The sequence below is a fragment of the Mesorhizobium sp. WSM4809 genome (assembly GCF_055811655.1).
Map to the genome: position 1 here is coordinate 126,302 of NZ_JBVVQW010000010.1, position 22,594 is coordinate 148,895.

General features: G+C 64.6%; 21 protein-coding genes and 1 pseudogene. 15 read left to right on the top strand and 7 right to left on the bottom strand.

Going from position 1 to position 22,594, the window contains the following annotated elements:
- Window positions 1-45 precede the first annotated feature (45 nt).
- The gene (locus AC0L24_RS23155; RefSeq protein WP_473564169.1) at window positions 46-1,221 is read left to right on the top strand and encodes a DUF930 domain-containing protein; all 1,176 of its coding nucleotides are present in this window, start codon (window positions 46-48) and stop codon (window positions 1,219-1,221) included.
- Here the strand turns inward: AC0L24_RS23155 and AC0L24_RS23160 are convergent.
- Window positions 1,218-1,463: pseudogene (locus AC0L24_RS23160) on the bottom strand (HAD-IA family hydrolase); the annotation flags it as partial. The gene AC0L24_RS23155 and the pseudogene AC0L24_RS23160 overlap by 4 nt on opposite strands.
- A gap of 165 nt (window positions 1,464-1,628) precedes the next feature.
- On the opposite strand from AC0L24_RS23160, the gene AC0L24_RS23165 reads away from it, so the two are divergent.
- Entirely contained in the window at window positions 1,629-2,780 is a 1,152-nt protein-coding gene (locus tag AC0L24_RS23165) for a DUF930 domain-containing protein (RefSeq protein WP_292662379.1), read from the top strand.
- A 4-nt stretch (window positions 2,781-2,784) separates the two neighbouring features.
- On the opposite strand, the gene AC0L24_RS23170 is transcribed toward AC0L24_RS23165, so the two are convergent.
- Together AC0L24_RS23170 and AC0L24_RS23175 are read right to left on the bottom strand one after the other, a co-directional pair.
- A complete protein-coding gene (locus AC0L24_RS23170; protein ID WP_127809107.1) occupies window positions 2,785-3,459 on the bottom strand; it encodes an HAD family hydrolase in 675 nt (224 codons plus the stop codon).
- A gap of 93 nt (window positions 3,460-3,552) precedes the next feature.
- A complete protein-coding gene (locus tag AC0L24_RS23175) occupies window positions 3,553-4,194 on the bottom strand; it encodes a hypothetical protein (protein ID WP_127397280.1) in 642 nt (213 codons plus the stop codon).
- A gap of 195 nt (window positions 4,195-4,389) precedes the next feature.
- Between AC0L24_RS23175 and AC0L24_RS23180 the strand changes: the two genes are divergently transcribed.
- From AC0L24_RS23180 to ptsP, 5 genes are all read left to right on the top strand, one after another.
- The gene (locus AC0L24_RS23180) at window positions 4,390-4,827 is read left to right on the top strand and encodes a transcriptional regulator GutM (RefSeq protein ID WP_127809108.1); all 438 of its coding nucleotides are present in this window, start codon (window positions 4,390-4,392) and stop codon (window positions 4,825-4,827) included.
- Between the two features lie 88 nt (window positions 4,828-4,915).
- On the top strand, window positions 4,916-5,677 hold the full coding sequence (srlA, locus tag AC0L24_RS23185; RefSeq protein WP_013529328.1) for a PTS glucitol/sorbitol transporter subunit IIC: 762 nt from the start codon (window positions 4,916-4,918) through the stop codon (window positions 5,675-5,677).
- Between the two features lie 16 nt (window positions 5,678-5,693).
- A complete protein-coding gene (gene srlE, locus AC0L24_RS23190; RefSeq protein ID WP_127397282.1) occupies window positions 5,694-6,695 on the top strand; it encodes a PTS glucitol/sorbitol transporter subunit IIB in 1,002 nt (333 codons plus the stop codon).
- A gap of 108 nt (window positions 6,696-6,803) precedes the next feature.
- On the top strand, window positions 6,804-7,184 hold the full coding sequence (locus tag AC0L24_RS23195; RefSeq protein ID WP_127809109.1) for a PTS glucitol/sorbitol transporter subunit IIA: 381 nt from the start codon (window positions 6,804-6,806) through the stop codon (window positions 7,182-7,184).
- Window positions 7,185-7,240: 56 nt separating this feature from the next.
- Window positions 7,241-9,226: a phosphoenolpyruvate--protein phosphotransferase gene (ptsP, locus tag AC0L24_RS23200; RefSeq protein WP_127809110.1), complete on the top strand. Its 1,986-nt coding sequence runs from the start codon at window positions 7,241-7,243 to the stop codon at window positions 9,224-9,226.
- Between the two features lie 14 nt (window positions 9,227-9,240).
- Here ptsP and AC0L24_RS23205 read toward each other — a convergent pair whose 3' ends face one another.
- Window positions 9,241-10,044 (bottom strand): hypothetical protein, encoded by an 804-nt coding sequence (locus AC0L24_RS23205; protein ID WP_127397272.1) that lies wholly within the window; start codon window positions 10,042-10,044, stop codon window positions 9,241-9,243.
- 158 nt (window positions 10,045-10,202) lie between these two features.
- On the opposite strand from AC0L24_RS23205, the gene AC0L24_RS23210 reads away from it, so the two are divergent.
- A complete protein-coding gene (locus AC0L24_RS23210; protein ID WP_023811047.1) occupies window positions 10,203-11,213 on the top strand; it encodes a sugar-binding transcriptional regulator in 1,011 nt (336 codons plus the stop codon).
- Here the strand turns inward: AC0L24_RS23210 and AC0L24_RS23215 are convergent.
- The 3 genes from AC0L24_RS23215 to AC0L24_RS23225 are packed head-to-tail and all read right to left on the bottom strand — an operon-like array spanning window position 11,200 to window position 14,373.
- Window positions 11,200-12,051 (bottom strand): TIGR01459 family HAD-type hydrolase, encoded by an 852-nt coding sequence (locus tag AC0L24_RS23215; protein WP_473564170.1) that lies wholly within the window; start codon window positions 12,049-12,051, stop codon window positions 11,200-11,202. The two genes, AC0L24_RS23210 and AC0L24_RS23215, sit on opposite strands and share 14 nt — an antisense overlap.
- On the bottom strand, window positions 12,048-13,322 hold the full coding sequence (locus AC0L24_RS23220; RefSeq protein WP_473564179.1) for an FGGY-family carbohydrate kinase: 1,275 nt from the start codon (window positions 13,320-13,322) through the stop codon (window positions 12,048-12,050). The genes AC0L24_RS23215 and AC0L24_RS23220 overlap by 4 nt, the downstream gene beginning before the upstream one ends.
- Before the next feature lie 7 nt (window positions 13,323-13,329).
- Window positions 13,330-14,373: a class II aldolase/adducin family protein gene (locus AC0L24_RS23225; protein WP_473564171.1), complete on the bottom strand. Its 1,044-nt coding sequence runs from the start codon at window positions 14,371-14,373 to the stop codon at window positions 13,330-13,332.
- A gap of 193 nt (window positions 14,374-14,566) precedes the next feature.
- Between AC0L24_RS23225 and AC0L24_RS23230 the strand changes: the two genes are divergently transcribed.
- The 7 genes from AC0L24_RS23230 to AC0L24_RS23260 all read left to right on the top strand — a co-directional run bounded on the left by AC0L24_RS23230 (window position 14,567) and on the right by AC0L24_RS23260 (window position 22,157).
- Window positions 14,567-15,343 (top strand): DeoR/GlpR family DNA-binding transcription regulator, encoded by a 777-nt coding sequence (locus AC0L24_RS23230; RefSeq protein ID WP_127266683.1) that lies wholly within the window; start codon window positions 14,567-14,569, stop codon window positions 15,341-15,343.
- Entirely contained in the window at window positions 15,340-16,719 is a 1,380-nt protein-coding gene (locus AC0L24_RS23235; protein ID WP_292657414.1) for an acetate and sugar kinases/Hsc70/actin family protein, read from the top strand. The genes AC0L24_RS23230 and AC0L24_RS23235 overlap by 4 nt, the downstream gene beginning before the upstream one ends.
- Complete coding sequence (locus tag AC0L24_RS23240; RefSeq protein WP_473564172.1) at window positions 16,716-18,260, top strand: sugar ABC transporter ATP-binding protein; 1,545 nt, start codon at window positions 16,716-16,718, stop codon at window positions 18,258-18,260. Before AC0L24_RS23235 ends, AC0L24_RS23240 begins: the two co-directional genes overlap by 4 nt.
- Window positions 18,257-19,255, top strand: coding sequence for an ABC transporter permease subunit (locus tag AC0L24_RS23245; RefSeq protein ID WP_473564173.1), 999 nt, complete (start codon window positions 18,257-18,259; stop codon window positions 19,253-19,255). Before AC0L24_RS23240 ends, AC0L24_RS23245 begins: the two co-directional genes overlap by 4 nt.
- Window positions 19,256-19,331: 76 nt before the next feature.
- On the top strand, window positions 19,332-20,270 hold the full coding sequence (locus AC0L24_RS23250) for an ABC transporter substrate-binding protein (protein ID WP_127320947.1): 939 nt from the start codon (window positions 19,332-19,334) through the stop codon (window positions 20,268-20,270).
- 300 nt (window positions 20,271-20,570) lie between these two features.
- Entirely contained in the window at window positions 20,571-21,464 is an 894-nt protein-coding gene (locus AC0L24_RS23255) for a sugar phosphate isomerase/epimerase family protein (RefSeq protein WP_127809117.1), read from the top strand.
- Between the two features lie 339 nt (window positions 21,465-21,803).
- On the top strand, window positions 21,804-22,157 hold the full coding sequence (locus AC0L24_RS23260) for a cupin domain-containing protein (RefSeq protein ID WP_127266678.1): 354 nt from the start codon (window positions 21,804-21,806) through the stop codon (window positions 22,155-22,157).
- Window positions 22,158-22,594 lie beyond the last annotated feature (437 nt).

Sequence of the window (22,594 nt, forward strand, 5' to 3'; positions counted from 1 at the left end):
CACCTATGCTTGAAGCCGCCGCTATTTCATTCCACATCGGTGAGGATGAAGGGCGAGACAGGAGAACGGCGGCGGCATCTGCTGTGGGCTTTGCCCGCATCGCTGATCCTGCATGCGCTCATCGCGGCGTTTCTGGTCTATGGCCTGCTGAGACCCGAGCAGCAGCCGGTTCAGCAGGAACAGCCCGTCAATGTCGCGATCGTGCCGCCACCCGAGAAGCCCAAGCCGAAACCTGCTCCAAAGCCACCGGAACCAACACCTGAAAAGAAGGCTGAAAAGCCGCCTGAACAAAAGCCGCCTCCGGAACCGCCGAAACCGCCAGACGACCAGGTTCTGAAGCGCGTTTTCCAGTACGGCCAGAAAGATACCGGGCCGGAGAAATCGCTCGACGGAAGCAGCGCCAAGCCCAACACGCCGTCGCCGGCCAAGGATGAGGCGGCGAAGCCGCCTGTAGCACCGACACCCACGCCGACCCAGCCCGCCCCGGCTGCAACGCCACAGCAGAAGGCGGAGCCCAGCAAGCCTGACGAGAAGCCGGCCACCGCTGCGCCGGACGAAAAGCCCGCGCAAAGCGAGGAGAAGCAGGCGACCGAGGAAACCGACAAACAGCAGCCGGACAAACAGGAACCCGCACCGCAACCCGCCGAAAAGCAAGCCGTCGTGACGCCAAAGCCATTGGCGGCTGAGATCGGCGACAAGCCGGCGCCTCCAGCCTCGACTGGAAAGGCAAAGCCCAAAGCCAAACCTGCCAAGACAATGACGTTCAAGCCCGCAAGAGCTTTCAAAGCGCCGATCGGGAATGCTGGAAGGTCAAATCCCACCAACGACGACGTTGCAGGATCACCGATCTATTCCGGCCTTCCGGGCGTCAGAAAGCTTTACTCGCAAGGGGCAACCGGCAATGCGTTCGCTACAAGCTCCATGGAGAATGTTCCGCGCGGTCAACGCGTGGCCACCCTTTGCGGCAACGTTCTGAGCCGGGAACTGCAAACTGCCGACTATACGGTCAAATGGGTGCCAACCATTACGCTGGACAAAGGCAATGTTCTCAATCCTCCGCAGGCCGCCTTCAGCACCAGAAACGCCTGGTACAACCTAAATTTCCGATGCGAAGTCGACGCCGATGCGACGAGGGTCCTGTCCTTCAACTTCCGTGTGGGCTCATTGGTACCGCCTGGCGAATGGCCCAGCCGTGGATTCACAAAGTATCGTCTAAACTAGGCCGGCACACCAAACCTAGCCAATTGCCGGCTAACTTCTTGCCAGTCGGCGCAGACGAAATCGGCACCGGCAGCTGTCAGCCGCGCGGCGTGCTCGGCATAGGCATGGCCGCCACCGGTGTAGCCGATCGCCGTCATGCCTGCGGCGACCGCGCCCTGAATGCCGAAGGGCGAGTCCTCGATGACGATGCAGTCGGCCGCATTGGCGTCCATCCTGGTGGCGGCGAACTGGCTGATCCCAGGTCATGATGGGCCGGATCGTGGGCCGCCGCTTGTTGCGTCGCCCAGCACCTTGGTCGGGCTACCGCAGGGTATAATGATCCAAATCGACAAGCTGTCAGAGGCTAGATTGCGCAAATCCAATGCCTATGCTTGAAGCCGCCGCTATTTCATTCCACATCGGTCAGGATGAAGAGCGAGACAGGAGAACGGCGGCATCTGTTGTGGGCTTTGCCCGCATCGCTGATCCTGCATGCGCTCATCGCTGCGTTCCTGGTCTACAAATTCCCGGCGCCTCCCCAACAGCCGCAGCAGGAACAGGCGGTAAACGTCGCACTCGTGCCTGCGCCCGATCAGCCAAAGCCGAGACCCGCGCCGGCGCCGCCCCCAAAGGAGCCCAAGGCCGAAAAGCCGCAGGAAACGAAGGTTGAAAAACCGCCCGAGCAGAAAGTCGAAAAACCACGTCCGCCGGAAAAGCGACCTCAGAAGCCCTCGCCAGTTGAGGTTTTGAAGCCGGTTTTTCAGTTCGGCGACAAGGATACCGGCCCCAGGAAATCCCTGGATGGGGGCAGCGCTCTAGACAACTCGCCGTCACCGGCCAAGGATGATTCGAAGCCGCCTGTCGTGCCGAAGCAGGCGGAGAACCAATCCGCCACTCCGGTAGACTCCGAGGGCCGGCCAGATTCAACCAAGGCCGACGAGAAGCCGGCAACCGCGGCGAAGGACGCCGAGCCCACACAGGAGACGCAGGCAGCTTCAACCGAGGAGATAGATAAATCACAAGCAGCCAAACAGGAGGCGGAGAAGCAGGCGGCGCTCGATGCCGCCAAGCAACGGGGCGCGGCACCAGCGCCTTTGGCTGCCGATGGCGGCGGCAGCGAGATCGACCTTCCCACATCAGCCGATGCGCCGAAGCCCAAACCCACAAACGCGCCGAAGCCCAGCCCCTCAAAGCCCTCGAAGTCTGCATCTCGGAACGCTTCGGGCCTCCCAGGCGTCCGCAAGCTCTATTCACAGGGCGCTACCGGCGATGCGGTGGCCACGACCTCGAAGGGCGGCGTGCCTCGCGGCCAGCGTGCCGCCAAACTTTGCGCCAGCGCGTTGCAGCAGCAACTGCTGGACGCCTCGTATTTCCCCGAGTTGATCCCAAGTGTTCCGCTGAAGGTCGGTAATATCCTCGACGCCCCGGATGTCGCCTTCCGCACGACAACCACATGGTACCATCTGGGCTTCCGGTGCGAGGTCGACACCGGTGCGACGAGGGTCTTGTCCTTCAATTTCCGTGTCGGGCCAGTGATCCCGGCCGACGAATCGGTCCGCCTTGGACTGCCTGTTCGCTGACAGATTAGGCCGGCACACCGAGCCCGGCCAATTGCCGGCTAACTTCTTGCCAGTCGGCGCAGACGAAATCGGCACCGGCAGCTGTCAGCCGCGCGGCGTGCTCGGCATAGGTATGGCCGCCGCCGGTGTAGCCGATCGCCGTCATGCCGGCGGCGACAGCGCCCTGGATGCCGAAGGGCGAGTCCTCGATGACGATGCAGTCGGCCGCATTGGCGCCGATCTTATCCGCTGCGAAGAGGAAGATGTCCGGCGCGGGCTTGCCGTTCTTGACCATCGAGGAACTGTAGATCGCATCGCCGAAGAAACGCGCCAGCCCGGTCACGGCAAGGCTGTGGTTTATGCGCTCGACGGAGGAGGACGAGGCAACGCAGCGGTCGCCCGCAAGCGTCTCGAGGAACGCAGCGATTCCCGGTGTCGGCTTCAATTCCTGCGAGAACAGCACCTTGGTCTCGGCCCAGATGTCGCCGTCCGCCGCCGCCGGAAACTGGTGGCCGGTCAAATCCCTGATCCTGGCGATGATATCGGACTGCTTCATGCCGATGCATTGGGCGATGATGCTGGTGTTGACACCGGGCATGCCGTGCTTTTCGTAGACGCGCTCATAAGCGCGGGCGGCCAGCGGCTCGCTGTCAACAAGGACGCCGTCGCAATCGAAAATAATAGGCCTTGGTGGCGCCACGCGTTTCCCTCTCGAGTCAATTTTCGCACATCGCTATCGCCAAAAAGTCAAATGTTCAATAGCGCGTGCGTTTTTGGGGGCGCGAAGAGCGGCTCAAAGCTGGCGCAACGCATCGCTCGCACGGGAAGACCCGAGCGCCCGTTGCATGGCTTGCCGGGACTGTGCGCGATCCGGGGTGATCCAGTTCGGTTCGGCGCCGAGAAAGCGGTCGAGGAAAGCCACCGCATAGGCCGGCATCTCGGTCACATTCTCGCGATAGGACCACCATGTGCGCAAATCGTCGGCGCATTTGTCGATGCCGGGTGCGGTGCCGAATTCCTGCTCGTGGATCGCCGAAATCACCGAGACGCAGTAGTTGGTGTAGAGGAAACCCTCCGGCCAGAAGCGGACGATTTCCAGCGTGCCGGCGTTCGTTTCCGTCTCGATCAGCTGCGTGAGGCTGGAGATTTCCCTGGCCGGCGCCTGTTTTATCAACTCGCGCAGCACGAGGCCGGCGGCAAAGACGATGAAGTCGGCGCGGTCGATCGCGGCGAAGCGCTTCTGCGGCTCCATGATCTCGACCCAGTCGAGAAAGGCCCTGGTGAGCTTTGCCTCGTCGATCTCGAAGCGCACGCCGAACGTGTCCGAGACCACCTTCGCGCTGCCGCGAAAAGTGGCGCGGAACCAGCGCAGCTGCCGCAGCCGATGGCGAAGATCGGGCATCAAGGCCAGTTCGTCCCTGAAGGGCAGATCCATATTCCTCGTATCCTGTTTCCCAGTCAGCCTAGCACAACGGTGGCACGGCCGAAATCGGTCAGCGCCCTTGTGGATGACCGCAGCCGAGGCCAATATCATACATATTGACATTCTCGGAAACAAATGTTCTCACTTTGCTGTTGTCACGCGCCGGTCCAAGGTGCGGTTCAACTGAGGCTTCGGGAGGAGAACCGAATGGCGATTTGGCAGTGGGGACTGCTTCTGCTGGTTATTGTGTGGGCGCTGCAGTCGCTCGGCGTCTGGCTGCAGATGCGGCACTATTCGGATGTCTTCAGGGGCGTCACCGACCAGTACAAGGAGGGCTTCGTCGGAGCCGGCAATTTTCGCGGCCGGTTGGCCAAGGGCACCATCGCGCTCGTCGTGGTGACGCCCGATCTGATCGTGCGCCGCCTGATGGTGATGAGCGGCCGTTCCGTCTTCACCAAGTTCAAGAGACATGAAGAATTCGAGGGTGTTCCCCTCGATAGACTCCGGTCCAACCCTGCAATCATGGGGGAGGGGGAACCCGGTGTGGCCGAGGCCGTGAAACGGGCGATCGAACAGATCGACAAGACACGGTCGGAGCCGGGGAAGAAGCCGGGCCTGTCCGGCTTGAACATAGCAAGGGCTTAGGGCCGGAGAATTTCGGGCTCTAAATCAAAGGGATAGAGGACGCCGCGCACCGACTGGGATCAACCGGCGGGTGGCATAAGGAGGAGAAATGTCTGTATTTTCGTTGTTGGCGCAGCATGCCGACATGGCCGTGCACAATCTGCATGTCGCAGGTGCCATGGTCTCGGATGCCGCATTGCATGGCAAGCTCGCCGTCGAGCATGCCTCCGACCATCTCGTTGTCCTCGCACAAGCGGACAGCGGACCGATCACCGTCGATCAGTTCAAGGAAAAGCTGAAGGACGTCCAGCAGGAAGAGCAGCTCGGCTGGCTGACCGCCATCGGCAAGTACTTCATCGGCATCTTCCAGAAGGGCGGCGAGGTCTTCGCCGGCTTCGTCACCGGCATCATTCCGACGCTGGTGGTGCTGATGACGGCCTTCTACGCCGTCACCGAACTGGTCGGTGAAGAGCGCGTGCATGGTCTGGCGCGCGGCGCCGGCCGGATCGCGCTGACGCGCTACACGCTGTTGCCGCTGCTGGCGGTGTTCTTCCTCACCAATCCGATGGCCTATACGTTCGGATCGTTCCTGGAAGAAAAGCACAAGCCGGCCTTCTATGACGCGGCAGTATCCTATGTGCACCCGCCGCTCGGCCTGTTCCCGCACATCAATCCCGGCGAGTATTTCGTCTGGGGCGGCATTCTCGTCGCGCTGCTGGAGCTGGAAAAGAAGGGCGTCGTCGTCGCCGGCTACCACGTCAAGGTGGCGATCTGGTACGCCATCGTCGGCCTCGTCGTCATCCTGCTCAAGGGCATGCTGACCGAACGCATCACCGCCATCATGGCACGCCGCCAGGGCGTCGAGCTGTAAGGGCAGGGAGGACATCATGGCCAAGACATACAAAGCCGTAAGGATCACCCAGGGCAAAACCGGCTGGGGTGGCCCGCTCGTGATCGAGCCGACCGAACAGCGCAGCAAGATCGTTTCCGTCACCGGTGGTGGCATTCACCCGGTGGCGCAGCTTATCGCCGACATGACCGGTGGCGAGGCCGTCGACGGCTTCAGGGCGCCACCGATCGAAAGCGAGATGGCGGTGGTCGTCGTCGACTGCGGCGGCACCGCACGATGCGGCGTCTATCCGCGCAAGCGCATCCCGACCGTCAATCTGACGCCGGTCGGTCAATCCGGGCCGCTGGCCCAGTTCATCACCGAGGACATCTACGTTTCGGGCGTGAAGCCGGCCAACATCACAATGGCGGACGGATCCGAAACGATCACGACTGCAGGGGGAGCAGCAGCGATGAGTTCAAGCAACAATGCGGCCGCGGCACCACAGCCGCTGCCGAGCGAAGGTGGGCTGATCGGCCTCATCAGCACGATCGGCCGCGTCATGGGACGTATCGTCGGCATCTTCTTCAATGCCGGCCGTCGCACCATCGATCAGGTCATTCGCAACGTGCTGCCGTTCATGGCGTTCGTGACCATGCTCATCGGTCTGATCCTGTATACCGGCATCGGTGATGTGCTGGCGCAGCCGATGGGTCCGCTGGCCAACAACATCGTCGGCCTGCTGATCATCTCGGCGATCTGCGGCCTGCCGTTCCTGTCGCCCATCCTCGGGCCAGGCGCTGTCATCGCGCAGGTCATCGGCGTTGCCATCATCGGCCCGCAGATCGCCAACGGCACGATCTCGCCGGCGATGGCACTGCCGGCGCTGTTTGCCTACAATACCCAGGTGGGCTGCGACTTCGTCCCTGTCGGCCTGGCGCTCGGTGAGGCCAAGCCGAAGACGATCGAAATCGGCGTTCCGGCGGTGCTCATCAGCCGCCAGATCATGGGGCCGGTTTCGGTGCTGATCGCCTGGGTCGTCAGCCTGATCGTGTTCTAAGGCAATTCCGGGAAAAGCGCACAATGCTTTCCCGTGGAAATTGCGTCAAAACAAAGAGATAGAGCGGTTCACCGCTCTAGGGAAAGTTGAGAAAATGAGGTTCGCCATATGACGGTTCTGCTGAGAACACGGGTCACTGCCATCGGCCCAGAAGTGGCGGACCTTGCCGAAGGGGGCGTGGTCATCCTGTTTGCGGATGGCTCGCCGCCGGAGCTTGCCGAGGTTTCGGTGCTCCACAAGGCGGAGCAGGGACCAAGTGACGGAGCGCCCGCCAAGGGCGCTTCGATCACCCTCGGCCCGGTTGCCGCTGTTATTACAGCGGTCGGCTCCAGCGCGTGGAGCAAGGTGCTGGAAATGGGCCATGTCGTCATCTCGTTCAACGGCGCTACCGAGGCCGAGAGGCCGGGCGAGATCTGTGTGTCGCAAGTCGATCCGCTAGCGCTCGTGGCCGCCCTGAAGACCGGCGCGATCATCACCATCGCCGCCTGACAGCATTCGCGCCGCGGCCTATGTTGGGAGCGGCGCCCAAAACCAGAGTATTTGCCATGGAACGCTCGACCATCGTCAGAGTGCATGAAGGTTTGCACGCCCGTCCCGCGACGCGGTTCGTGAAGCTCGCCAAGGGTTTCGAATCCGACGTCGAACTGGTCAAGGACGGCAAGGCGGTCAGTGCCAAGAGTTCGGTCAAGCTGATGCTGCTGGCGGTCAAGGAGAACCAAGAAGTCACGGTGCGGGCGAATGGCGCCGATGCCATCGAGGCGCTCGAGGCGCTGATCGGCTATCTTGAGAATCCGCGGGCCGGCCTCGACGATGAAGCGGAAGCGCAGAGCCCGGCGAACGATGCCGGGCAGGAAGCGGAAGCGGCACCCGCGCGCGGATCCGTGCCGGCGGCACCTGACGGGGCAAACCGCCTGCGCGGCGTGGCCGCCAGCGAAGGTTTCGCCATCGGCCCGGCCTTTGCGCATTTCCCAGCCGATATCGCTGGCCAGGGCCGCATGTTGCAGGCCGAGGAGATACAAGGCGAGATCGACAGGTTCCGCACGGCCGTCGGCGCGGTCCAGGCCCGCATGGATCATGCGTTGGCGCAGGATAGCCTGTCGGCTGGAGACCGCGGCATCGTCGCAGCGCTGCGCGATATCGCCGCCGACGACAGCCTGACCGGCGAGGCCGAGGGCCTGATCAAGGGCGGCAATGACGCGGTCTCCGCCGTCATCACCGCCGCATCCAACATTGCCGCCGAATTCAGCGCGGTCGACGATCACTATCTCAACGCGCGGGCGGACGACGTTCATGCGGTCGGGCGGCAGATCTGCCTCGTGTTGCTGGGGCAGGACGATATCAGCCTCGAAAACATCCCCGAAGGCGCTATCCTGATCGCCGACGACATCGGTGCCTGGGATCTGGCACGCGCGCCGCTGAAGCGTATCGGCGGCGTGGTGTGCGGCCATGGCGGCGCCACCTCGCACATCGCCATCATCGCGCGCTCGCACGGCATTCCGGCAGTGCTCGGCCTCGGCGGCCAAGTCAATGCCTTGCGCACCGCGCGAGAGGTCGCGCTCGATGGCAATGCCGGCCATGTGATCATCGACCCCGACGAGGCGACCCGCGCCGATTTCGCCGGCCGCGTCGAAGCGGCGGCAAAGGAGCGCGCCGGACTGACCATCTTCAAGACGGTGACGCCGAAGCTTGCCGACGGCAGGATCATCGAGGTCGCGGCCAATATCGGCTCACTTGAGGAAATCGAAGCGGCGCAAGAGGCTGGTGCCATGGGCATCGGCCTGTTCCGCACCGAGCTTTTGTTCATGCGCCATATGCATCTGCCCTCGGAAGACATGCAGGCCGAGACCTATGCGGCGCTGGCCAAGGCTTTTGCGCCTTATCCGGTCATTGTGCGCACGCTCGACATCGGCGGTGACAAGCCGATTGCCGGCATCGAATTTCCCGACGAGGAAAACCCCTTCCTCGGCTGGCGCGGCATCCGCATGTGTCTCGACCGGCCCGACATCTTCAAGCGCCAACTGCGGGCGCTGCTGCGCGCCGCCGTGCACGGCAACATCAAGGTGATGCTGCCGATGGTGTCCGACATCTCAGAGGTCAGGCAGACGCGCGTGCTGGTTGACGAATGCACGGCCGAGCTGAAGGCCGAAGGCGTGCCGCACGCGTCATTCGATCTCGGCGTCATGATCGAAACCCCGGCCGCCGTGCTGATCGCCCCGACGTTGGCCAAGGAGGTTGCTTTCTTCTCGATCGGCACCAACGATCTGACCCAGTACATCATGGCCGCCGACCGGCTCAATCCGACCGTCGCCAGGCTCAACGATGTCACCAATCCAGCCGTCATGTCGGCGATCGAAATAACGGCAAAAGCCGGCGTCGCCGCCGGTATCATGGTCGGCATGTGCGGTGAGGCGGCCGGCCGTCCCGATCTCATTGCGACCTTCGTGAAGATGGGACTGACCGAACTCTCGATGAGCCCGGCTTCCATCCAGCGCGCCAAGAAAGCGATCATGGCCATGGCCGCTGAAGGCTAGCCCAGACCGGCTAATTACGGCAGATGGGCAAGCAAGGTGGCGAACACCGGTGTCAGTTCAGCGATCGGGTTTGCCTTGGCGCAGGCCTGAACGATGCGGTCGTGGCGAATATCCGCCGCCAGGATCGCGATCTCCAGCATATCCGGCTCCGGCGCACCGTCGCTGCCGGTGGTCGCCAGGCCGCAGGCCAAAGCGAGCGGCGCCAGGCAGCTTATGTCGAGCGCCCGGCCGGCAATCGCGGCCGGCGTTTCCGGCACGGTCTCGGCAAAGCGAACCGGACGCTGGCTGAGGCACTCGACCAGCAGCGCCGAACAGGTCGCAGCGATTGCCTGCAGTCCGGCGCCTGGCGCGGCCAAGGCGGCCAGGAGGTCGCCATGCCGCTTGCGCATCGTGGCATGGACGGCCGCGAAATCGGCTTCGTGGATGCGGGCATTGTCGATGTTCAGGCCGGCAAGCACCGCCTTGGTCAGATAATACATATCGCGCCGGAACAGGCGCTCGGCGCTCAGCTGGCGGTCCTCATTGCCGATCGGGAAATAGGTGCCGAGGCCCTTTACCGTCGTGCCGTCCACCTTGATCGGGCGCTCATGCGGGACGAAAGCTTCAGCGATCGACAGCGCCTCGTCGACGGCACTCGCGGCATGGCTGAGCAGGCCTTCGATGCCCTTGCCCGGAAACGGCGGCAGATGGCTGGTTGCTTCGCGCAGGATGCTGGCATCGCCGCTGCCGTCATGGCGGCTCTGGCGGATGATTTCGCGGACTTCCCGCAGCCGGTCCTTCAGATTGACGCGGACATCTTCGGAGATTTGTCGGAGCATCGCGGATCGCCTTGAAATTTGCTGCGGATAGCCGCCAAGCGGGGCAGCCGCCACTCTCTACATTGTTCCTATCGATTGGTAGATCAATAGGCGATACTAGACCAGCATGCAGAATCGGCGGCAGCGCGCTCGTCCGTCGCCGCAGGGGAGAGACAGACTTGGGCAGACGACGACAGGGCGAAAGCGAAGACGGTCGAGGCGAGGCAACCGAGCAGGTCGCCAGCGAAAGCCGAACGGATCGCCTCAGGATTCGCGCCGCCTGGATGTATTTCGTCGAACAGATGACGCAGAACGAGATCGCCGACGTGCTCGGCGTCGGTCGCGTCACCATCGTGCGCATGCTGGCGGATGCCCGGGCGCGCAACGAAGTGAAGATCACCATCGAGAGCGAATTGTCGGAAATTGTGCGGCTTGAGCGCGCGCTGGAGAAGACGTTCGGGCTGCAGCAGGCGCTGGTGGCGCCGCTTTCGGCACCCGATGCCGATCCGATACCGGCGATCAGCGCCAAGACCGGCAGTTTCCTGTCGGACACGATGAAGTCCGGGATGCGGGTCGGCGTCGGCTGGGGGCAGACGCTGTTCTCGAGCCTGCCCTTCATCAGCGCCAAGTCGCTCACCGATTTCAAGGTGATTTCGCTGCTTGGCGGTGTCGGCGTCGTGCGCCGGGTAAACCCAGCCGAGTTCGCCTGGCGCTTCGCTCAGATATTTCAGGGCGACGGCTATCTGATGCCGACACCAGCCGTCGTCGACAGCGTCGAGACCAAGATCGCACTGATCGAGCGCTGCGGCCTGCAGGAGATTTTCGAAATGGCCGACGTGCTCGATGCCGTTCTGCTGAGCGTCGGCGGGATTGCCTCCGCCACCACCTTCTCTCGGGGCGGCTTTCTCAAGGAGGCGGATCGGGAGGCCCTGCTTGCGCGAGGCGCCGTGGGTGACCTCCTGTTCCATTTCTTCGACCGCAACGGCGATCTGGTCGACCATCCGGTCAACAGCCACGTGATGTCGGTGGATGTCGACCGTCTGCGCAAGGCGCCGATCCGTATCCTCACCTCCGGTGGCGAGGAGAAAACCGAAGCGCTGCTCGGCGCCATGACCCTCATCGCCCCAACCATCCTGATCACCGACGAGGAGAGCGCGCGGCGCATGCTGGAGGCGGTCAGCGGAAGCTGAAACTGTCCGTGATGTAGTCCGGCCAGGCCTGCTGTTCGTCGAAAACAGCGGCGAGATCCGGTGTGTCCGCCAGTATTCCGCTCAGCACCAGCGCGGTGGCGATGCCGGCGCTGTTTCCCCCCGATATATCGTGTTCGACGCTGTCGCCGACACAGACCACGGTGCCAGGGTCCGGCTCGCCGGCCAGCGCCAGCGCGGCGTCGAAAATCGCCTTGTCGGGCTTGCCGATGCGGGTAACGCTGCCGCCCAGGCTTTCATAGAGATCGGCCAGACGGCCGGCACCGAAGCGAGGGCCAACGGCCGTCAGCATGATGATGTCGGGATTGGTGCAGAAACACGGCACCCGCCGCTCTGCAGCCGGCGCGAACAGCCTGCGATAATGGTCGAGGTCAAAGCGGTCACCCTCGCTGGCCGCGATCAGCACCAGTTCGGCCTCATCGCCGGACCCGGTCAGCACAAAAGGCAGGCCCTCGATCGCGGAGCGGTCAGCTTCACGGCTGATCAGCAGGCATTTTGTCCCTGGGCGCAGCTTCCCCGACGCCGCCATGTCCGTGAAGGATCGCCACGCCACCTCGCCGGAAGAAACGAAATGATCCCAGCTTCCCTGTTCGAAGCCGAGTTTTATGAGCCGGCTTTCATTGGGTTGCGCCCGCCTGCCGGAGTTCGAAACCAGCACCACGGTCTTGCCGGCACGCTTCAGCGCCGACAGCGCTGCCACCGCGCCCGGATAGGGCCGTGTGCCGTCATGCAGCACGCCGAACTGGTCGAGCAGGAACACGTCGTAGCGCTCCGCCAGCGGCCCGATGCCGTCGAGACGTTCGATCGTTTTGGCGCTCATAGGAGTCCTGCCCGGCTTGCACCCATCAGCGCCAGCCGCGCCGTGCCGGCGGCGGCCTCGTCGGAAAGCGCGGGCAGGAAATCGACGCCGAGCCTGCGTCGCCGAATTGCCGTCCAGGCCGGGTTCGCCGCCCCGCCTCCGACGCTCCTGACCGATATCAGCGCGGGCGCGCCGAGTTCGGCAAGCCTGCCATAGCCGAGCGCCTCGATCGCGGCGATGCCTTCGAACATCGCTTTCAGATAATCGGCGTCATCCGCCGGCCGGGGCGCAAGGCGAGGGGGCAGCGCCGGATCGGCGATCGGAAATCGTTCGCCCGTGGCGGGAAGCGGATAGTAATCGAGGCCGGTGTCGGTCTCCGGGTCGATTGTCGCGCTGAGTTCGATGATACGGGCGAGCGGAAAATGCTGAGCCAGCACCTTGCCGCCGGAATTCGACGCACCGCCTGCCAGCCAGGCGTTGCCGAGCCGGTGGCTGTAGATGCCGAAGCGCGGCGCCGAAATCGGCCGGTCGGACAGGATCTTGATGGTCAGCGAGGATCCCAGCACGGTGACGCCGTCGCCGACCACGGCGGCACCGGTCGCCAGGAACGAGGCGCAGCCATCCGTGGTGCCGGCGACGACGGCCACATCGCGCGGCAAGCCGAACAGTTCCCCGGCTTCCGCGGTGAGGGCGCCGGTGACCTCGCCCGGTTCGGCCACGCGCGGCAGCAACTCCACGCGCATTCCGGTCGCCGCGATCCATTCCGGCCAGCGGCGGGCCTCGACATCATAGCCTGTCTTCAGGGCATTGTTCTCGTCGCTGACGTCGAAGTGGCCAGAGAAGTTTCCAGCAATCCAGTCGGCCTGATGCAGCACCGCCGCAATGCCCGGCAGATGCTGGAAGCGCAGGGCCTTGGCGAGGCCGGATGTCGCTCCGTGCGCTGCGCTTGCAGCCGGCGCGGTGCGGGCGATCGCGGCCAGGATGTCGTCGTCATCGACCTTGTCGTTGTACATCAGCGGTTCGGCCAGTGGCCGCCCGGCGGCGTCGACCGGCAGCAGCGTGCCGGAGGTGCCGTCAATGGCGATGGCGCGGACCGCCGTGCGGTCGATGCCGGAAAGCAGCTCCGTCAGCACCGTCTTGACCGCTTGCCACCACGCCGTGGGAGCTCGCCCATCGCTGCCAAACCTGTCGAGTGGGACGGCCGAGTGCCCGGCTATGGAAAAATCCGGGCGCATGGCGACGGCGCGCGCACCCGATGTGCCGATATCGATGCCGATGACAAGTGGCATCATGCCCATGCTAGCCGCCAGCCGCGTTGAGCTTCTGGCGATATTGCTCGGCGTCCCAGTTGACCAGTTCGTCATTCTCGGAAGCGGTGAGATAGTTCAGCCGCGCGGCGATGTCGATGCGCGCCGTCACGTCGGCGAGGCAGCGTTGCATGGCATCGGCGCCGGCACTGGCATCGCCGCGCATCAGCACGCCTGCGCCGGGAAACAGGATCGCCGAAGGCGACGTGTCCAGTCGTGCAATGACATCGGCCACCGCCTCGCCTGGTTTCGCCACGATGGAGCCCTGGCCGAGGAAGATGACGTGGTCCGGATAGAGGCTGCCGGCCTGCGCCATGCGGCGGCTCTCAGGGTCGAGCGCAACCGCATGCGCTTCGACATCGGCCGGTAATCTGTAGCCGCTGCCGCCGGCAAGCGCCGCCAAGGCGTCGAGGTCGGGTGCGGCGGTCGCGCGCGTCGGCCGGGCCAGCAATGACCTGATACGGCGCAGCAGAAGCTCCGCCCCGGCGACGGTTTCGGCGGCGACGACCAGCCCGTGATTGCCAAGGATCAGCACGTCGACACCAGGCCGCAGTTTCTCGGCAATGCCGCGTGCAAGCGGCAGGCCCGGCCGGAAATAGGGCACATAGGCCCATTCGATGCCATCGAGCCGCCTGGCGACCTCGGCCTCGCCATCGGCCTGCACGGCAAGCGAGATGGTGTCGACGCAATGGACATGCAGAACGACGCGCTGCGGCATCAGGGCGTGCACCGTGGTCTCGATCGACGGCCGCAGGCCGCGCGGGTTGAGCGCTGCAATGGTGAAACCCTGCGGCTGGTCGGCGGCGCGATCGCGCTGCTCGACGGCTCTCAGCAGCGGCGCCATCGCCACCGGCACCATGATGTCATCGACGAGCGCGTCCTTCAGCCAGGTGCCGGAGGCCTTGATCCACAGTGTGTCGCCGGCTTTCAGCGAGGTGTTGCCGCCTGCCGCCTGGGTCAGATGCGGGCTCTGCCCGATGCTGGCCGAAAGCGCCCGCAAGGCCGCCAGTTCCTGCGCATCAGCTTGGGTCGCCATGGCGCTTTTCCTCCAACGGCTCGGCCGTGTCCTGCGCGAAATCCCGTTGCCGGGGTCGAATTGGCGCTGATATCGCAGATACGAGTGATCTACGTCAATAGTGATATACTATCATCAAAACGCGCTTGCAATCTGGCTAATGTTGAGTAAGTTGCACCAACTGCCATGGAAAATGGCATCCGGGAGGAAAGAATTGAGCGACTCCGGCCGCCAGCGTCAGATCGTCGAACTGCTGCGGGATCGTCCGTTCGCTTCGGTGCGCGAGCTGCAGGAACGGCTTGGCGTTTCGGCCGCGACGGTCAGGCGCGATATCGACAGGATCGACGAAGCCGGCGAAGCGCGGAAGGTCTATGGCGGCATCTCGGCACTCGACGGCGCTTCCCAGGCCGGTGTCGCCTACGCCCGGCCCTATGACGAGAACCGCGACCTTGCGGTCGAGGCCAAGCGGCAGATCGCCGCTCTGGCGGCGACCATGGTGCGTGACGGCGACGCCGTCATCGTGCATGGCGGCTCGACCTGCTTCCATCTCGGGGTCAAGCTCGCCGAGCGCAACATCCGCCTCTACACCAACTCGATGCCGCTGGCGGCCTATCTCAGCGATCACGGCCATTGCAGCCTGACGGTTGCCGGCGGTGACCTGCATCGCGAGCCCGGCATCATCCATTCGCTCACCCAGGCCGTGCCTTTCTACGCCTCCAAATTCTTTCTCGGCGCGCAAGGCCTTGGCCAGGAAGGCGTGATGGAATCGCACCCGCTGCTGGTACGCTCGATCGTCGATCTCAGCCTCTGCGCCGACCAGATCGTGGTGCTGGCCGATAGCCGCAAACTGTCGATCCACGCGCGCAATGTCGCGCTGCCGCTTTCCCGCATCGGCACGCTGGTCACCGATGACGGCCTCTCCGACGCAGATGCGCGCATGCTGGAAGACGCCGGCGTCATGGTGCGCATAGCCTCGGGAGCCATCCAGTGAAGGTGGCGGTCCTCGATTTCGGCAAGACCAATTCGAAGCTCTTCGTCTTCGGCCAGGACGGGCGGATCATCGACGAGCGCCGGACACAGCCGAAATGGGTGCGCCAAGGCGGCTTCAGCGTGCTCGACGAGGCGGCCCTCCACCATTGGGCGCTCAGCGCCGTTGCCGATGCGGTCGACGGTCATGGAGTGGAAGGGGTCATGGTGTCGGGCCATGGCTGCACCTTTGCCTTGGTCGACGAGGCGGCGCTGACGCATCCGATCCTCGATTACGAGCAAGAGCCGCCGGCCGAGATTGCCGCGCGGATCGATCGCCGCATTCCTGACTTTTCCGAGACGTTCTCGCCGCGGCTGCCGCTCGGCTTCAACTACGGCCGCCACATGCTGTGGCTGCAGGAAGTCGATCCGGACGCGTTCGCTGCGTCGAAGTTGATCCTCGGCTATCCGCAATACTGGAGCTGGCGCCTTGGCGGGCGGGCGGTCTCGGAAGTGTCCTATCTCGGCTGCCATTCGCATCTGTGGGCGCCGCGCAGCCAAGACTTTTCCTCGCTGGTCGACGCGCAGGGCTGGCGTGACCGGATGCCTGCCTTCGAGCGCGCCGGCACCGTTATCGGCGAGCACCACCTCGGCGCTGCGGCGCGACCGATCGCCATCCACAACGGCGTCCATGACTCGAATGCGGCGCTGCATGCCTATCGCCGGCAGGAGCTTGGCCCGGTCACTGTCGTTTCGACCGGCACCTGGGTCATCGTGCTCAATCCGGACTGCCCGCTCGACGCACTCGACCGGCATCGCGACATGCTGGTCAACGTCGATATCGGCGGCGGCCCGGTGCCGACCATCCGCTTCATGGGCGGGCGCGAATTCGCAACAATCAGCGCCGGCTGGCAAGGCGAGATCGCCGGCCCAGTGGTGCAGCGGGTGATCGATGCCGGCATCATGGCGCTGCCGAGCTTTGCGCCGGGCGGGCCGATGTCGGGGCATTCCGGCCGACTGGTCGGGCGCGCGCCCAATGCCGAGGAACGCGCGGCCGCGGCGCTGCTCTACGTCGCGCTGATGGTCGATCTCTGCCTCGACCTCATCCATTCGAACAACACCGTGATCGTCGACGGCGGGCTGAACACAGGCGGTGTGCTCGCCGGGCTGCTGGCGCAGTTGCGTCCCGGCCAGGCCTTCCTGCAGGGCGCCACGCTTGAAGGCAGCGCCACCGGTGCCGCGGCGCTCGCCTTCGAGAGCGTCGGGCGCGAATTCGCCGCCGAAGTTCCGGAGCCGGTGCGCGCATCGCGTTTCACCGGGTTGGCAGGCTATCGCAGCAATTGGCGTGACGCCACCATGGACCGCGGCGTCGCTGGTGTGGCAGTGGGAGGCGCGCGATGAGTGCGATTGCCAGGGCCGAGACGGCGCGCCAGCCGGTGCTGGAGATGCGGCACATCTCCAAGACGTTCGGCGCCATCCGTGCCCTGCACGATGTCTCGCTCAGCGTCCACGCCGGCGAGCTGCACGCCCTGATGGGCGAGAACGGCGCCGGCAAGTCGACATTGATGAAAGTGCTTTCAGGCGCCTATCGGCCGGATGCCGGCGGCGAGATCCTGATCGACGGCATGCCGGCCGCGACGGGCGATCCGATCAAGGCGCGCGCCAGCGGCGTCGCGGTGATCTATCAGGAGCTGTCGCTGGCGCCCAATCTGACGGTGGCGCAAAACATCTTCCTCGGCAACGAGCCGCGACGCTTCGGCATCGTCGACCGTGACCAGTGCACCCGGCGCGCCAGGGAGATCATCGCGCGTCTGGGCGTCTCCTTTTCGGCCCGCGACATGGTCTCCAGCCTGTCGCTCGGCGAGCGCCAATTGGTCGAGATCGCCCGCGCGCTGTCGACCAATGCGCGCATCATCGTCATGGACGAGCCGACCACGTCGCTGACCTCGCGCGAGACCGACCGGCTGTTCGAGGTCATCGCGACGCTGAAATCGCAAGGCATCGCCATCATATACATCAGTCACCGCATGGAAGAGGTCTACCAGCTTGCCGATCGCGTCAGTGTGCTGCGCGACAGCGGCTATGTCGGTACGCTCGAGCGTGCCGACCTCAGCGCCTCGCGCCTGGTGTCGATGATGGTCGGCCGCGATCTGTCGGCTTTCTACAAGAAGGATCATCGGCCGCCGGACGAAGAGCGCGCGGTGGCGCTCTCGGTGCGTGGCATGTCCGACGGCCGTCTCCTGAAAGACTGTTCGTTCGACCTGCACAAGGGCGAGGTGCTGGCGCTGGCGGGTCTGGTCGGCTCCGGCCGTACCGAGCTTGCGCGGCTGATCTTCGGCGCCGACAGGCGCGTGTCAGGCACGCTGGAACTCGACGGCAAAACGATCTCCATCGGCTCGCCGCGCGAGGCGCTCGATGCCGGCATCGCCTATCTGACCGAGGACCGCAAGGAACTTGGCCTGTTCCTCGACATGTCGATTTCCGACAACATCAGCATGGGAGTGCTGGCGCGGGATTCGCGCGCCGGCGGCTTGCGCGACTTCGCGGCCGCCGAAAGGCGCGCTTCCAAGGCCGTTGCCGATCTCTCCATCCGCACCAGTTCGGTGCAGGCCAATGCCGGCTCGCTGTCCGGCGGTAACCAGCAGAAGGTGCTGCTCGCCCGCCTGCTCGAGACCGAGCCGAAGGTCGTCATCCTCGACGAGCCGACCCGCGGCGTCGATGTCGGGGCGAAATCGGAAATCTACCGGCTGATCGACAATCTCGCCAAACAGGGCATCGCCATCCTGATGATCTCCAGCGAACTGCCCGAGGTGATCGGCGTCGCCGACCGCGTGCTGGTGATGCGCGACGGTACGATATCGGGCGAGGTGACGGCATCGCAAGGCGAACCGCTAAGCCAGGAGAAAATCATGGAACTTGCAACAGGAGCGGCTCAGCAATGACCGACAAGGCGACCGAGATCAGCGCAGGCGGCCAGGCCACCGGCACCAGCCGACGGTTGCGCACGGCTTTCGCTGCCCTTGGCATGCTGCCGGTGCTGATCCTGCTGGCGGCCGGCTTCCAGTTCCTGAACCCGCGCTTCCTGACCGAGACCAACCTCTTGATCGTCACCCAGCAGTCGTCGATCAACATCGTGCTGGCGGCCGGCATGACCTTCGTCATCTTGACCGGCGGTATCGACCTGTCCGTCGGCGCCATCCTCGCCGCATCGGCGATGGTGGCGGTGATGGTGTCGCTGGTGCCGGACTGGGGTTTGCTCGGCGTGCCGGCGGCCATTCTGGTTGGCCTCGGCTTCGGCCTCATCAACGGGCTGCTCATCGCCTACATCAAGCTGCCGCCCTTCATCGTCACGCTGGGTTCGCTGACCGCGGTGCGCGGTGTCGCTCGCCTGCTCGGCCAGGACACCACGGTGTTCAACTCGGACCTGCCGTTCGATTTCATCGGCAACGGTTCGCTGTTCGGCATTCCGTGGCTGGTCATCATCGCGCTGTCGGTGGTTGTGCTGTCCTGGCTGGTGCTCAAGCGCACCGTGCTCGGCACCTGGATCTATGCCGTCGGGGGCAATGCCGAAGCGGCGCGGCTGACCGGCATCAAGGTGCCGCTGGTGCTGCTCTTCGTCTATGGCGTTTCCAGCCTGCTGGCCGGTCTTGGCGGTGCCATGTCGGCGGCCCGGCTCTACGCCGCCAACGGCTTGCAACTGGGCCAGTCCTACGAACTCGACGCCATTGCCGCTGTCATCCTCGGCGGCACCAGCTTCGTCGGCGGCGTCGGCTCGATCTGGGGCACGCTGATCGGCGGCCTGATCATCGCGGTGCTCTCCAACGGGCTCATCTTGGCCGGTGTCTCAGACATCTGGCAGTACATCATCAAGGGATTGGTCATCATCGTGGCGGTCGCCCTCGACCGCTACAGGCTCCAGGCAGGAGCAAGAACGTGATTGACCTTAGTCGCCGGCGTCAACGACCGGTTTGTGTAACGCACCGTGAGAGGCGCGGGGCAATCGGAGGAAAGCAATGAAGACCATCGCCAAACTGCTCTGCGGCGTCGCACTCGCGTCGCTCGCCATCGCGCCTGCTTCGGCCAAGGACCTCAACAAGGTCGGTATCTCGGTCGGCCTGCTCGGCAATCCCTTCTTCGTCGCCACCATCAAGGGCATCGAGGACGCGGCCAAGAAGATCAACCCGAAGGTCGAGGTGACCTCGGTATCGGCCGACTATGACCTCAACAAGCAGGTCTCGCAGGTCGATTCGTTCATCGCCGCCGGCGTCGACGTGATCATGCTCAATGCCGTCGACGCCAAGGCGATCGCGCCGGCGGTGAAGAAGGCGCAAGCCGCGGGTATCGTCGTTGCCGCCTTCGACGTTTCGGCGCCGGGCGCCGACGTCACCGTGATGACCAACAACGTCAAGGCCGGCGAAGAGGCCTGCAAGTACCTGGTCGACCACACCGGCGGCAAGGGAGACTACGTCATCCTCAACGGACCGGCATCGTCCTCGATCCTGGAGCGGGTGAAGGGCTGCAAGAACGTGCTGGCGCAGCATCCCGACATCAAGATCCTCTCCGACGACCAGAATGCCGAAGGCTCACGCGACGGCGGCCTGAAAGTGTTCCAGTCGCTGCTCACCCGCTTCGACAAGATCGATGCGGTGTTCGCCATCAATGACCCGACGGCGATCGGCGCCCAGCTTGCGGCCAAGCAGCTCAACCGTTCGGAATTCATCTTCACCGCCGTCGACGGCGCGCCCGATATCGAGAAGGAGCTCTCCTCCGGCACCTCGATGATCAAGGCTTCGGCCTCGCAGGACCCTTACGTGATGGCCGGCCAGTCGCTGACGATGGCGGCCGAACTGCTGGCCGGCAAGAAGCCGGCGGAGCCGACCGTGCTGCTCGACCCGAAGCTGATCACGGCCGAGAACCTGAAGGACTACAAGGGCTGGACCGCGGCCCGCTAAACGTCCCTCAGCAGCGTGGGGGGGGGGGGGGGGCCCCCCCCCCCCCCCGCCCCGGCCCCCCCCCCCCCCCGCCCCGGCCCCCCCCCCCCCCCGCCCGCGCCCCCGAGAGGGGGGGCGCGCCCCCGCCGCGCCCCCCCGCGCCCCCCCCCCCCCCGCCGCCCCCCCCCGCCCCCCCCCCCCCGGGCGGCCCCGCCCCCCCCCCCCCCCCCCCCCGCGGGGGGGGGGCGCCCCCCCCCCCCCCCACGTCTTGTCCAGGCATCGGTTCCCCATGGGGCCGATGCGCAGAAGCCGGAGACGATGATGTCGCGTATTGGAATCCATTCTTTTGTCTGGTCGGCGGGCTCGGCTCAGGCCGATCTCGAGCGCACGCTGGCCAACACCAGGGAGGCCGGCTTCGACCTCATCGAATTCTCCTATCTCGACCCCGCCAATGTCGACATCGGCGGGCTCGCCAGGCGCATTGCCGATCTTGGCCTCGGCGTCGCGATCAGCATCGGATTGCCTGTTGATGGCGACATTTCGAGCGCCGACAAGGCGATTGCCGCGCGCGGCGTCGAAATCCTCAACGACACCATCGCGCTGACGCGCGATCTCGGCGGCCGGAAGGTCGCCGGCATTCTCTCGACCAGCCACGGATTGCAGGTCGAGGCGCCGACGCGCGATCAATGGCAGCGCAGTGCCGGCACGCTGGCCAAGGTTGCCGAGACAGCCAAGGCGGCCGGCGTCACGCTCAACCTCGAGATCGTCAACCGCTTCGAAAGCAATCTGCTCAACACCGCCGCGCAAGGGCTGGCCTTCATCGAGGACACAGGCTCGGACAACATCTTCCTGCATCTCGACACCTTCCACATGAACATCGAGGAGGCCGATGTCGGGCTGGCCATCCGTCATGCCGCGGATAAGATCGGCTATGTCCATATCGGCGAAAGCCATCGCGGCTTCCTCGGCACCGGCAATATCGACTTCGCCGCGATCTTCGATGCGCTGACCGCTATCGGCTACAGCGACGACCTCAGCTTCGAATCCTTCTCTTCGGAAATCGTCGATGAGAACCTGTCGAAGAAGACCGCGATCTGGCGCAATCTGTGGACGGACAACATGGCGCTGGCCAAGCACGCGCGTGCTTTCATCGGTCTGGGAATAGAGACGGCAAGGCGCAAGGCGGAACTCGTCTCGGCGCGGCACAAACCCTGACCCGCCCGTCGAGGGCCGAAGGACGCGGCGTGCGCCACAGGGCAGGGTGCCGAACTCAGATTAACAACAGGCCTCGAGGCAGCCGGTATTGGCGGCTTTTGTGCCGCCATTTTTCCGAGATAGGAATTTTTTCTTGACGCGGTGACCTCAGCTATGGTACATATTTGCCTATGGTGCTGACTTGCGCCAGTGACCCGCCGCACAGGCGGGTTTTTTGTTTGATGCACCGTCAGCCAAGGTGCCGGCCGTATGGCGCCGGCATTGCTCGCGGCAGGTGCATCGGTTATCTGACCGGCCAGGCAAACAACGCCACGCAATCCACCAAACGGAGCCCAGCACATGACCCGCGAGACAATCCTCAAATTCGGCACCGTCGAACACGCGGACGCCGGCGATCTGGCTGGCTGGATCGTCGTCGAGGGCAAGCCGACCATGCAAACCGCCGTCCAGCACACGACCGAGGACGGCAAGGTGTTGTCGGGCACCTGGCGCGCGACGCCCGGCACCTATCACGCCACCTATACCGACTACGAGTTCGTGCACATGATCGCCGGCCGCATCATCATCACGCCGGACGGCGGCACACCGGTCGAGGTCGGCCCCGGCGATGCCTTCGTGGTGGAAGCCGATTTCAAGGGAACCTGGAAGATCATCGAGCCGGTGACGAAGCATTTTGTCGTGCGGGTCGGCTGAGGCGGGGTGATCCGTCTGGCCCGCCATGGTTCGCATGGCGGGCGAGTGCTCAAGCGAACGCTTTTTCGTGCCTCCGCGGGGCCTTTTGGAGGCCATCCCACCCGACATCGCGTGGCTGTCGCCGATGACTCGGAGGAGGTGCGCTGACCTGAAGCGCGGTAAGCCTATTCGCTGATCTCTGCATTCGCCGGGGCCTCGGCCAGGCCAATCGCCGGACTCCGGCCATTGGATCACGAAGGCGTCTGCGGCGTCATCCACGGTCGGCATCGACTGAGTGATACGGCACTCGCCAGCCAAGCGATCTCTCACCGGTGCTTACCAGCCAAGTATCCTTGATACACCGGATTGATCCCCTAGTTCTTTCGGGGGCGCGGCAATCGCGAGGTTGCCGCGGGGGCAGCGGCGGTTCGCGCCGTTCTGACTGCAAGCCGCGGAAA

What these genes read in the sequence shown, in the direction of transcription:
- AC0L24_RS23225 (WP_473564171.1), bottom strand. Translation starts at nt 14,373, where the DNA reads ATGGCGACCCAAGCTGATGCGCAGGAACTGGCGGCCTTGCGGGCGCTT.
- AC0L24_RS23255 (WP_127809117.1), top strand. Translation starts at nt 20,571, where the DNA reads ATGTCGCGTATTGGAATCCATTCTTTTGTCTGGTCGGCGGGCTCGGCT.
- AC0L24_RS23240 (WP_473564172.1), top strand. Translation starts at nt 16,716, where the DNA reads ATGAGTGCGATTGCCAGGGCCGAGACGGCGCGCCAGCCGGTGCTGGAG.
- AC0L24_RS23165 (WP_292662379.1), top strand. Translation starts at nt 1,629, where the DNA reads ATGAAGAGCGAGACAGGAGAACGGCGGCATCTGTTGTGGGCTTTGCCC.
- AC0L24_RS23175 (WP_127397280.1), bottom strand. Translation starts at nt 4,194, where the DNA reads ATGGATCTGCCCTTCAGGGACGAACTGGCCTTGATGCCCGATCTTCGC.
- srlA (WP_013529328.1), top strand. Translation starts at nt 4,916, where the DNA reads ATGTCTGTATTTTCGTTGTTGGCGCAGCATGCCGACATGGCCGTGCAC.
- srlE (WP_127397282.1), top strand. Translation starts at nt 5,694, where the DNA reads ATGGCCAAGACATACAAAGCCGTAAGGATCACCCAGGGCAAAACCGGC.
- AC0L24_RS23215 (WP_473564170.1), bottom strand. Translation starts at nt 12,051, where the DNA reads ATGAGCGCCAAAACGATCGAACGTCTCGACGGCATCGGGCCGCTGGCG.
- AC0L24_RS23205 (WP_127397272.1), bottom strand. Translation starts at nt 10,044, where the DNA reads ATGCTCCGACAAATCTCCGAAGATGTCCGCGTCAATCTGAAGGACCGG.
- AC0L24_RS23155 (WP_473564169.1), top strand. Translation starts at nt 46, where the DNA reads ATGAAGGGCGAGACAGGAGAACGGCGGCGGCATCTGCTGTGGGCTTTG.
- AC0L24_RS23220 (WP_473564179.1), bottom strand. Translation starts at nt 13,322, where the DNA reads ATGATGCCACTTGTCATCGGCATCGATATCGGCACATCGGGTGCGCGC.
- AC0L24_RS23260 (WP_127266678.1), top strand. Translation starts at nt 21,804, where the DNA reads ATGACCCGCGAGACAATCCTCAAATTCGGCACCGTCGAACACGCGGAC.
- ptsP (WP_127809110.1), top strand. Translation starts at nt 7,241, where the DNA reads ATGGAACGCTCGACCATCGTCAGAGTGCATGAAGGTTTGCACGCCCGT.
- AC0L24_RS23245 (WP_473564173.1), top strand. Translation starts at nt 18,257, where the DNA reads ATGACCGACAAGGCGACCGAGATCAGCGCAGGCGGCCAGGCCACCGGC.
- AC0L24_RS23250 (WP_127320947.1), top strand. Translation starts at nt 19,332, where the DNA reads ATGAAGACCATCGCCAAACTGCTCTGCGGCGTCGCACTCGCGTCGCTC.
- AC0L24_RS23195 (WP_127809109.1), top strand. Translation starts at nt 6,804, where the DNA reads ATGACGGTTCTGCTGAGAACACGGGTCACTGCCATCGGCCCAGAAGTG.
- AC0L24_RS23180 (WP_127809108.1), top strand. Translation starts at nt 4,390, where the DNA reads ATGGCGATTTGGCAGTGGGGACTGCTTCTGCTGGTTATTGTGTGGGCG.